The following is a 10,254-nucleotide window of genomic DNA, read 5'->3' as shown; positions in this document are numbered from 1 at the left end:
TGTACCACACCAGAAACGGCAGCTTGGAACTCTCCATGATCGTACCGCTGCGCAAAGAGGTACGGAAACGGCAACTTTTGCATTCGTAACTCCATTTGCCCTGTAACCAATAATGAGAGGTGCCCCCGCATCGCTTGCAGACAACACCCTCCTTGTCCCGTTGCTCCTTGAAATGCAAACGGCAATCCTCCTCCGTACCAAAATGCGCTGTAAAACTGAATATGTTCATCGTCTATTCTTCTTGATGTGCTAATATACTAAAAATATTAGGCGTGTTTACGGAGAATCAGTTTTTTTTACTGGAAAATAAAAGGGGTTTTGTTTTTTGGGTTTAATGTGTTGGTTTTTTATTTGATGTTTTATGTGGCTGGAGAAAATGATGTATTTTTAGTTTATTTATGAATTCGTTATTGATATATTTTGTAGTTTATTATTGTTTATTTTTAACTTCATTGGTTTGTTTTTTGATTGATATCAATTTTTAATGTAAAAAAAATAAAATAAATATAGATGGTGTTTGATTTTTGAGCGTATTAATATTTGAAATGGTATATATATTAGTTTGTTTTGATTTACATTGTTTTTTTGGTGCTTATAAATTGAAATTTTACGTAAAAAAGGTGTTTGTTCAACGGCTATATTAACATCACTGTAAATAATAAATGGTATAACTAAAAAATTGCATATGAATAAAGCGTTCGCCTCTTAATTGATTTTAGGTGTTTATAAATACCTACCTGCTGTGGTTTTTTTATCCACAAATAGTTAACGTATGTCAAAAACAACTTAACATAACTTAAACTTCATGAATAAATTTATTGACGTTAAAAGCTCTTTATTAGAGTATTGTGATTGGGGCTTTCAATTTTTTCTGCAAAGATTGAAAAGCCTGCTGTCAAATAAAGGTTTCTATTTCCTGGTATTGATGATTCCCTTTATGCTTAAGGCTTCAACTCCCAATTATGCTCAAAAGATTACATTACACGAAAAAAATGCTCCTTTGGAGGGTGTTTTGGAAAAAATCCACGCTTTGACTGGATTTCACTTTCTGTATACCAAGGATATTTTGAAAAAAGCGAATTTGGTGACCATAGATGTCGAAAATCGTGAATTATTAGATGCCTTGAACATCTTATTCGATAACCAGCCGATTGGTTATGATGTGAAAGGGAATAACTTTCTGATAAAGGAGAAGCCATCTAGTATGGCGAAAAAAGAGAAAGTAATTTCTCAACCGATTAAGGTAAAAGGTACGGTAAAGAGCTCAACAGGCGAACCATTGGCCGGGGCTTCAGTAAGTGTAGTAGGAACGAGTGTGGCAACGAGTACCAATGTAGATGGTGTTTTTGAACTCTCGCTAAGCCCTGGAGATGTATTGTCAGTTAAGTTTATAGGGTATGCGGCCAGAGAGGTCACTTATAGTGGAGGAGCCGCTCTTGACATAGTGCTTGAGGAAGATTCGCAGAGCTTACAGGAAGTGGTTGTGTCAGCCTTGGGTATTGAGCGACAGGCAAAAAGTGTTACCTATGCGGCTCAAACTGTTTCGGCAGAGGATATTACACGCACCAAAGAACCTAATATGATGAATTCCTTAGCGGGCAAGGCCGCTGGTGTGGTAATCACTCGTGGAACGGGAGGCCCCGGAGCATCTTCTAAGGTGTTGCTGCGTGGTAATAAGTCCATTACTGGAAATAATCAACCTCTTTACGTGATAGACGGAATACCCATGAATTCCGCAAATGGCCCCCAAGGAGGTGGGCTATTCGGAACGCTGGATCGAGGAGACGCGGTGTCCAATCTCAATCCGGACGACATCGAAAGTATGGAAATCCTGAAAGGAGCATCAGCAGCAGCACTGTATGGTAGTCAGGCCGCCAATGGGGTTATCATGATAACCACCAAAAAAGGAAAGGCGGGTACTTCTGAAGTTAGCTTTACCTCATCTTCAACCTTCGATACCCCCTTAGCATTGCCCGAAATTCAAACCTCCTACGGTCAGGGTTCATTGGGTGTAGCCAATACCAATATCAATGACAGTTGGGGACCCGCTATCACCAACGGAAGTGATAGTCATTTGAGCAATTTTTTTAATACAGGGTCCAACTACCTGAACAGCGTTTCCATTTCATCTGGCAACAGCTTGGCTCAGGTTTATGCGTCTTATGCCAATACCAGTGCCAACGGTATTGTGCCGGAGAATAAATATAGCAGGCATAACCTGAACCTGAGGGGAACGGCTAAAATACTGAATGAGAAGGTCACTTTGGACGGCGGCATTAATTACATCAAGCAGTCTGTATACAATAGGCCACAGGCAGGCTTCTATTATAGCCCCATGTTTTCCCTTTATCTGTTTCCTCCCGGGGATGATATGTCCAAATACAGCGGTGATAAGTTTGAAACTTGGGATGAAACTCGACTCATGAACGTTCAAAACTGGCCCTATATACTCAATCAAGCGAGTTCTAATCAAAATCCTTATTGGATAACCAAGCGGAATCAAACGGACGATATACGTAATCGGAATATCTATAATTTCTCAGCCCGCTGGGATGCTTTGGACTGGTTGTATGTACAGGCGCGCTTTACTTACGACAGGGTAGAGGATAATTATGAACTACGTCAATATGCTTCATCAGATCCCACGCTGGTAGGATCCAATGGTGGTTACCAGAAGCGGTTGACCAACACAGACCAGATGTACACCGATGTGATGGCTTCGGGTAGAGGGGCATTGAGTGATGCTTTTAACTTACAAGCAACCATTGGTTTCAGCAATATGTACAATCGCTATTACGATGTCAATCTCGCCAATAATGGTGCCGCAAATCTATTGGCTTATCCAAATTATTTTTCTATTTATAGCTTATCAAATACAGGAGGGAATTTCCTTTCCACAGAAAGCTTACAACGAAGAGAAACGCAGGCCGTTTTTGCAACAGCAACGTTGGGATTCAAAGATTATCTCTATCTTGATGTGACGGGAAGGAATGAGTGGGCATCTACGGTCAATCAGTCCTTTTTCTATCCTTCAGTGGGATTGTCGTATGTGATTACTGATCATCTGGCAGCCAGCGACGCCTTATCATTTGCCAAATTGAGGGTGTCTTATGCTGAAGTAGGTAACCAGTTGCCGTTTGGAGTGGCTGTGCAGAACCCACCATATACCTTGGCCCCAGATGATAACATCAATGGTCGAGAAACCGTCCCGTATTTTGAAGGAACTAATTACTATGATCTAAATCCTGAGCGAACGACTTCTTATGAAGTGGGGACGGATTTGCGTTTTTTTTCGGACAAACTTAGTGTTGGCGTGACCTACTATGATGCCACTACGAAAGATCAAGTGTTTTCTATTAGTGCTCCCGCAGGTGCTGGAGCAAGCAATTTCTGGATTAACGGAGGCAAGATAAGGAATTATGGATTTGAGGCAACTGCCAGTTATTCAGCTAAGCTAGGAAATGTGGATTGGACTCCTGCTGTCAATTTCTCCAAAAATGTGAATCAGATCAGGGAACTGAGCGAATTGTTGTCCAATGAATTTTTTACATTGAATTCGGGAGGAAGTACTAGAATGATACAACTCTTGCTAGCTAGACCAGGTATATCCAACCTGAGAGGAAGGGAATATGGAGCCTACGGCGACCTATTCGGCAATGTTTATGTGCGGGACGAAAGTGGAAATCTCGTTATTGGAGACAATGGGTTGCCTACCATCACTTCCAATGCTGATCAATACCTGGGCAATGCCAATCCGGATTTTCTCTTGAGTTTCAATAACCAATTCCGTTATAAAAACTTCAATTTCTCCTTTATGATAGATGGGCGTTTTGGCGGTGAGATTGTTTCGCAGACGGAACAATGGCTGGATTGGAAAGGTATTTCAAAGCGTTCTGGAGAGGCAAGGGATGCCGGTGGCGTCATGGTGGGCGGCAATTTGATCGATGCCCAAACGTATTATAATTTCACTTCCGGGGCAGGAGACGTTGCGGCGGCTGCCGAAGAATATATCTTTGATGCTACTAACGTCCGTCTTCGGGAGCTCTCTCTGGGCTATACTTTTCCAAGCTTTTGGCGAGGCTTGAAAAGCCTCAATCTTTCCCTTGTGGGACGTAACTTGTTCTTCCTGTACAAGGACGCGCCTTTTGACCCTGAAGTAAGCATCTCTACGGCCAATAGCATGCAAGGAATGGATGCATTTAACATGCCTCCTACCCGTTCTTTTGGTTTTACGTTAAGTGGTAGATTTTAGTTCGGTAATTAGACAATCCAACGATATGAAAAAGATTTTTTTGAGATATACAAGAAAACAACTTGCCGTTTTGGCAGGCGGCCTGTGCTCCTTAACGGCATGTGTGGATGAAGGGCTCAATATAGATGCCTACCATATCACAGACGAGCAGCTGATGGCCGATGCCAACGAAGGCGGCTATTTACTTCCAGTCATGATGAACTTTATTGTGCCCACGAGTACGGCCCTGCAAACCGTCCAAAATTTGCAGGCAGAGTCTTATGCTGGCTATATGGAATCGCCCACGAACTTTCTCAACAATGTGAATACCATGACCTATTTTATGGTATCTGGATGGAACAACAATTCGTGGTACAGTTCTACCAACAACGTGATGAACAACTGGCTGTTGATGAAGAGAAGTGAGATCGATGTGAAATACCCCGACCTATATGCCATAGCCACCATCATCAAGGTGGCCGCCGTTCAACGTTTGGTAGATACATTCGGTCCTTATCCTTATACGCAGTATGGCGAGGGGAGTGAAGTGCCCTTCGATTCGGAAGAGGAGGCATACAACGCTTTTTTCAGCGATTTGGATGAAGCAGTAACCGCATTACAGGCTGCAGAGGCAGCTGACCCAAACGCCGATATGGTTCGTTTTGCTAAGTGGGATCGATCCTCGCTCGGAGGAGAATACACTAGCTGGATCAAAGCGGCCAACAGCCTGCGTTTACGTATGGCTATGCGTATCTCGGGCGTAAGCCCCGCCAAGGCACAGCAGGAGGCCGAAAAAGCGGTAGCTGAAGCAAATGGTGGTATTCTTGATAGGGCTTTCGAGATTATACTCACCGCGACAAATCCATATTACACCTTTGCTACCGCTTGGTCAGATACACGCTTGAGTGCTTCTATAGAGACTTATTTGACAGGTTTTGAGGATCCGCGTCTTGAGGCTTATGCTCTGCCCGCAACTGGTGCTGGCGTAGTTGGGCAGTTCAAGGGCATCAGGCCAGGCGTGGCCAAACCCGATAAAGATCGGTACATTGGCTACTCCCTTCCCAATATTTCTCAGGCAGATCCCATCAAGGTGATCGATGTGGCAGAAGGCTATTTCCTAAAGGCCGAAGGTGTTCTGAGAGGATGGAACATGGGGGGAGGGACAGCCCAGCAGTATTATGAGGATGGTATTAGGGCATCTTTTACCTATAATGGCGTAAGTGGGGTAGATGAGTACCTGCTAAGTACGGGAACACAGATAGCCTATGTGGATCCAAGAAATACGGCCAATAACAGTGCGCCAATATCTACGGTAACGGTTCAGTGGAATGAGGCTGCCTCGTTTGAGCAAAAACTGGAGAAAATCATTACCCAGAAATGGATAGCTATCTATCCGGAGGGTACGGAAGCTTGGTCTGAATTCAGAAGGACAGGTTATCCGAGAATGTACCCCATCATGGTAACCAATAATCCCGATTTACCTTTAGGGACTTTCATTAAACGACTTACGTATCCCCTCACCGTGATTAGTGCTAGTGGTCAGGCGGTAGCAAATGCTGTATCCCAACATTTGGGCGGCAATGACAGCGCAGCTACGCCATTGTGGTGGGATGTAGATTAACGAAATAAATTAAGCAATAACGTCATCTGATGAGAGTGAAGGTTGATTGTTTTACAGTTCTGATGGTAATCGGCCTCTTGCTGATTACCGTCTCCTGTAAAAATAAAGGTAAGCAAGAAGAGGAAAAAACAACTAATGAACCTTATTATGAAGCTGTCGTATGGACAAAGCCGGAAGAGTTTACTTCTGGTATTGAAGGCCCTGCGGTAGACGCACAGGGAAATCTCTATGCTGTGAACTATCAAGAACAAGGAACCATAGGTATCGTAGATAGCAATGGTCGAGCAAGCCTTTTTGTCGAATTGCCCGAGGGAAGTATAGGAAATGGCATACGCTTTAACAAAAAAGGCGACATGCTCATCGCTGATTACACGGGACATAACATATTGCGCGTGGACATGAGTTCGAAAAAAATCAGCGTATATGCCCATGAGGAAAAGATGAGCCAGCCGAACGATATCGCTATCGATAGTCAAGACAGGTTGTATGCAAGTGATCCCGATTGGAAAATGAACAAAGGCCGCATTTGGCGAATAGATATAAATGGTGAAGTAGCTTTGCTAGATAGCCTTGGAACAAGCAATGGCATAGAAGTATCGCCAGACGACAAGCAGCTGTATGTCAATGACGCCGCCATGGGGCATGTATGGGTATACGATTTGGACGCGAATGGAAATGTGAGTAATAAAAGATTGCTAATAGCCTTTACGGACGGTCATGGCATGGATGGTATGCGTTGCGATGTGGATGGCGTGTTGTATATTACCAGGTTTGGAAAAGGTGAGGTAGTAAAGGTTTCTCCCGATGGGAAAGTACTTGAGCAAATAAAGCTGTCAGGCCAAAAGCCTACTAACCTTACTTTTGGTGGTAAGGATGGTAAGACAATCTATGTCACCTTGCAAGATCAGGGCAATATAGAACGTTTTCGAGTGGAGAAACCAGGTAAGTTTTGGGAATAAATATTCGATATTTCAATTTTAATTGGTCCAATCATAATAACCTAAAGAAAACTTAACCCAAAGAATGAAAAGAAGGGAAGTAATAAAAAGTTTAAGTGTTCTGCCTTTTGCCGGTAGTATGGCAAATCAGATTCCTTTTAACCATAAAAAAACATATTCTAGCAAATTGGATCTGTTTGCTGAACTGGGGATTAGTCCTGTCATCAACGCAAATGTGACAATGACCTTCCTGTCTGGATCGTTGATGCAGCCCGAAGTATTGGAAGCGATCCAATCTACCTCCCAGGATTTTGCAAATATGTTTGAAGTACAGGATAAGGTAGGGGCGAAAATTGCTGAAATGTTGCGTGTTGAGGCCGCTATGGTCACGTCAGGCGCAGCCTGTGCTCTTACACTCGGTACGGCGGCCTGTATTACGGGTAGTGATGCGGAGAAGATCAAACAACTGCCCAATTTGCCCGGTGAAATGCCGGAAGTAATCATTCAAAAAAGCCATCGCTATCCTTTTGACCAAGCTGTGGCCTGCGCAGGAGTGAAATTGATAGAAGTGGAAGGCCCAGATGATATGCAGAAAGCAATCAATGAAAGAACGGTAATGGGCTTGTTTCTCAATTGTGCAAATGAGCATAGCATATCGCACGAACAATTTGTGGAAATCGGCAAAGCAAATAAAATCCCTGTGTTTATTGACGCTGCTGCAGACGTTCCTCCTGTAGAAAATCTATTTAAATTTCAGAAAATGGGTTTCGACCTTATCACATTCTCTGGGGGGAAAATGATACGTGGTCCCCAAAGTGCAGGGCTTCTTTTTGGGCGAAAAGATTTAATAGAAGCCGCCAAGCTCAATCACAGCCCTCATGAATCGCCCATAGGAAGGGCTATGAAGGTCAATAAGGAAGAGATGTTCGGAATGTACGTGGCATTAAAATCCTATTTGGAAAGGGATCATGAGAAGGAATGGAATGAATGGCTTGGGAGAGCCGAGCGGATCAAATCTATTTTAGAAAAATTACCTGGTGTACAAGGAAGTATCAGAGTAAGTCCAGGCCCAGCAAATGCTTTTCCTTCTCTTCGAGTGAATTGGGAAAGAGATAAAATAAGCAAAACCGTAACGGACGTTTTGACTGAACTGGAAAACGGGAATCCGAAAATCGTTGCTGGAGGTCGTGAACCGAACTTGAATATAGGTGTTGTGCTTTTACGTCCCGATCAGGTTGACTTAGTGGCAAATCGTGTAAAAGATATTTTGCAAATGGGCTGAAATTAATTCTCAAATCGGCAAAAATTAATGAGAAGACTGTCTTTTCCATGACAGAATTTCCACTTAGTAAGTATTTGCTGTCTCTTTTTTTTCTGTTTTTCAATAAGAACAATATGTTTCTTTAGGATACATATGCACTATGCAGAGGTAAGTAGTTTGTTTTAACTGTTTGTAAATGAGAGTTTTTTTTGTTTTTTGGCATTGTTCGTTTTTTCGAAAGTTGTATGTTGCCATTATAATTCAAGCTGTTTTCGTTGCTTGTTCTCCTATTGGTTCTTCATCTGAAAATATCAATATTGGGGAGCTTGCTGTTCCCGGTGAATTTGAAGTCTTAGTGGTCGTAGATAGCCTCAAAGGTAGGGCAAGGCATATAGCTGTAAATGATAATGGGGATATTTATGTCAAATTGCGATTTCCTGATTCTATAGGAGGGAATGTTGCCTTGCGTGACACTAATGGAGATGGCACGGCAGATATAATTATTCCATTTGACGATTATGAAGATAAAGGAAGTTATGGTACGGCTATGAGGATATATAATGGTTACATCTACTTTAGTTCCACTCTCAACGTTTTCAGGCAGAAGTTAACGCCAGGCAAGTTGGTGCCAGATAGTGAAATTGAACTAGTGTTGAAAGATGACCACCCTCATGGAAGACATGAACATCAGGCCAAACCGGTGACCTTTGACAATGACGGCCATATGTATGTGCCTTTTGGTGCGCCATCAAATTGCTGCCAGATCGATAATCGTACGCCCGGTAGCCCAGGGATGTATCCTTGCCCCATGTTGGAAGATCATGGTGGGATATGGCAATTTGATGCCAATAAGCTTAATCAAACACAAAAAGATGGCAAGCTGTATGCAACAGGTCTTCGTAGTGTCGTTGGTCTAGACTGGAATCCAGTAACTAATGGCATGTACGTTGTGCATCATGGTCGGGACGACTTACTTAGACTTTGGCCAGAAAAGTATTCGCCCTGGGAAAGTGCACTCTTCCCTTCAGAGGAATTTTTTAGTATCAATGAAGGTGACAATGGTGGATGGCCTTATTTTTTTTACGATCAAGAGAAAGGCAAAAGAAGAATAAATCCGGAATATTTGACGTATCAAGAGGAGTTAGGCGATGGCAGTCAATATAAATCCCCTTTAATTGGTTTTCCAGGACATTGGGCACCAAATGACCTACTTTTCTATCAAGGGGACCAATTTCCTGACCGGTATAAGAATGGGGCTTTTATTGCTTTTCATGGTGCTACAAACCGAGCTCCTTATCCACAAGCAGGTTATTTTATTTGTTTTGTTCCTTTTGAAAATGGAAAGCCGTCAGGTCCGTGGGAGGTTTTTGCAGATGGATTTGCCGGTGTTGACCCGATTGTTAATGTGAGTGATGCTGAGTATAGACCAATGGGTTTGGCTGTAGGACCAGATGGATCTCTCTATGTCGCCGATACTGAAAAAGGGAAAATTTGGCGAATCTTATATAAAGGCGATAAAAAGAAGTTTGGAAAGAAACAGCTGGCAAAAATGGAAGAGCACAAAGCATTTAGCCATATAAGAACTCCAGACCCAGTGGAAGATAACTTGGATAAAGGCAAAAAGGTAAAGGGCGAAGAAGTATATAAATTGTATTGTGGAACCTGTCATCAAAATGATGGTAAAGGCGATGCCAGCCGTTTTCCTCCACTCAATGATTCGGAATGGGTAACCGGAGATAAAAGTAAATTAATCAATGTTATTATGAATGGTTTGCAGGGGCCCATTGAAGTAAAGGGGAAACCTTACGAAGGTATTATGCCACAGCATAGCTTTCTGTCGGATGAGGATATAGCAGAAGTGCTAACCTATATACGTCAAAATTTTGGCAATGAATCTAGCCCGATTTCGGAAGCGGAAGTAGCAAAATATAGAAAATAAGACATTTTTACCTATTGATTTTGTTGAAAATTTATTTTTAGGGCTGTTATTTGTGGAAATATTTTAGTTGTGTTGGAGGGAGTGTAAAACAAACTGTGTCAATGGCTCAATTACCGCCCCGCGGGGCGGTAATTGAGCCATTTTTCTTATTGCAAATCTAAGACCATTCTTCCCGGAAACCAAATCGCTAATTTCTGTGCCGTTGTTCCCCAATTGGCCAGTGGCATCGTCCATTTCTTCTTAATGTTTTTATGTGCTAAATAG

6 protein-coding genes are annotated in these 10,254 nt (G+C 42.6%); 5 read left to right on the top strand and 1 reads right to left on the bottom strand.

Annotated elements, in window-relative coordinates:
• Positions 1–229, bottom strand: a 229-nt coding sequence (locus A37S_RS26900; RefSeq protein WP_028298787.1) for a transposase, incomplete at its 3' end; no start/stop codon positions are given.
• Positions 230–805: 576 nt separating this feature from the next.
• Between A37S_RS26900 and A37S_RS0121825 the strand changes: the two genes are divergently transcribed.
• From A37S_RS0121825 to A37S_RS25745, 5 genes are all read left to right on the top strand, one after another.
• Positions 806–4,252, top strand: coding sequence for a SusC/RagA family TonB-linked outer membrane protein (locus tag A37S_RS0121825; protein WP_051293389.1), 3,447 nt, complete (start codon positions 806–808; stop codon positions 4,250–4,252).
• A gap of 25 nt (positions 4,253–4,277) precedes the next feature.
• On the top strand, positions 4,278–5,852 hold the full coding sequence (locus A37S_RS0121820; RefSeq protein ID WP_028298785.1) for a SusD/RagB family nutrient-binding outer membrane lipoprotein: 1,575 nt from the start codon (positions 4,278–4,280) through the stop codon (positions 5,850–5,852).
• Between the two features lie 29 nt (positions 5,853–5,881).
• A complete protein-coding gene (locus A37S_RS0121815; protein ID WP_028298784.1) occupies positions 5,882–6,811 on the top strand; it encodes an SMP-30/gluconolactonase/LRE family protein in 930 nt (309 codons plus the stop codon).
• Positions 6,812–6,875: 64 nt separating this feature from the next.
• A complete protein-coding gene (locus A37S_RS0121810; RefSeq protein WP_028298783.1) occupies positions 6,876–8,072 on the top strand; it encodes an aminotransferase class V-fold PLP-dependent enzyme in 1,197 nt (398 codons plus the stop codon).
• 175 nt (positions 8,073–8,247) lie between these two features.
• On the top strand, positions 8,248–9,990 hold the full coding sequence (locus A37S_RS25745; RefSeq protein WP_051293387.1) for a PQQ-dependent sugar dehydrogenase: 1,743 nt from the start codon (positions 8,248–8,250) through the stop codon (positions 9,988–9,990).
• Positions 9,991–10,254 lie beyond the last annotated feature (264 nt).

This window comes from Olivibacter sitiensis DSM 17696 (assembly GCF_000427965.1).
GTDB lineage: Bacteria > Bacteroidota > Bacteroidia > Sphingobacteriales > Sphingobacteriaceae > Olivibacter > Olivibacter sitiensis.
Note: the sequence above shows the minus strand (reverse complement) of the source record. Positions and strands in the feature narration are given on the sequence as shown.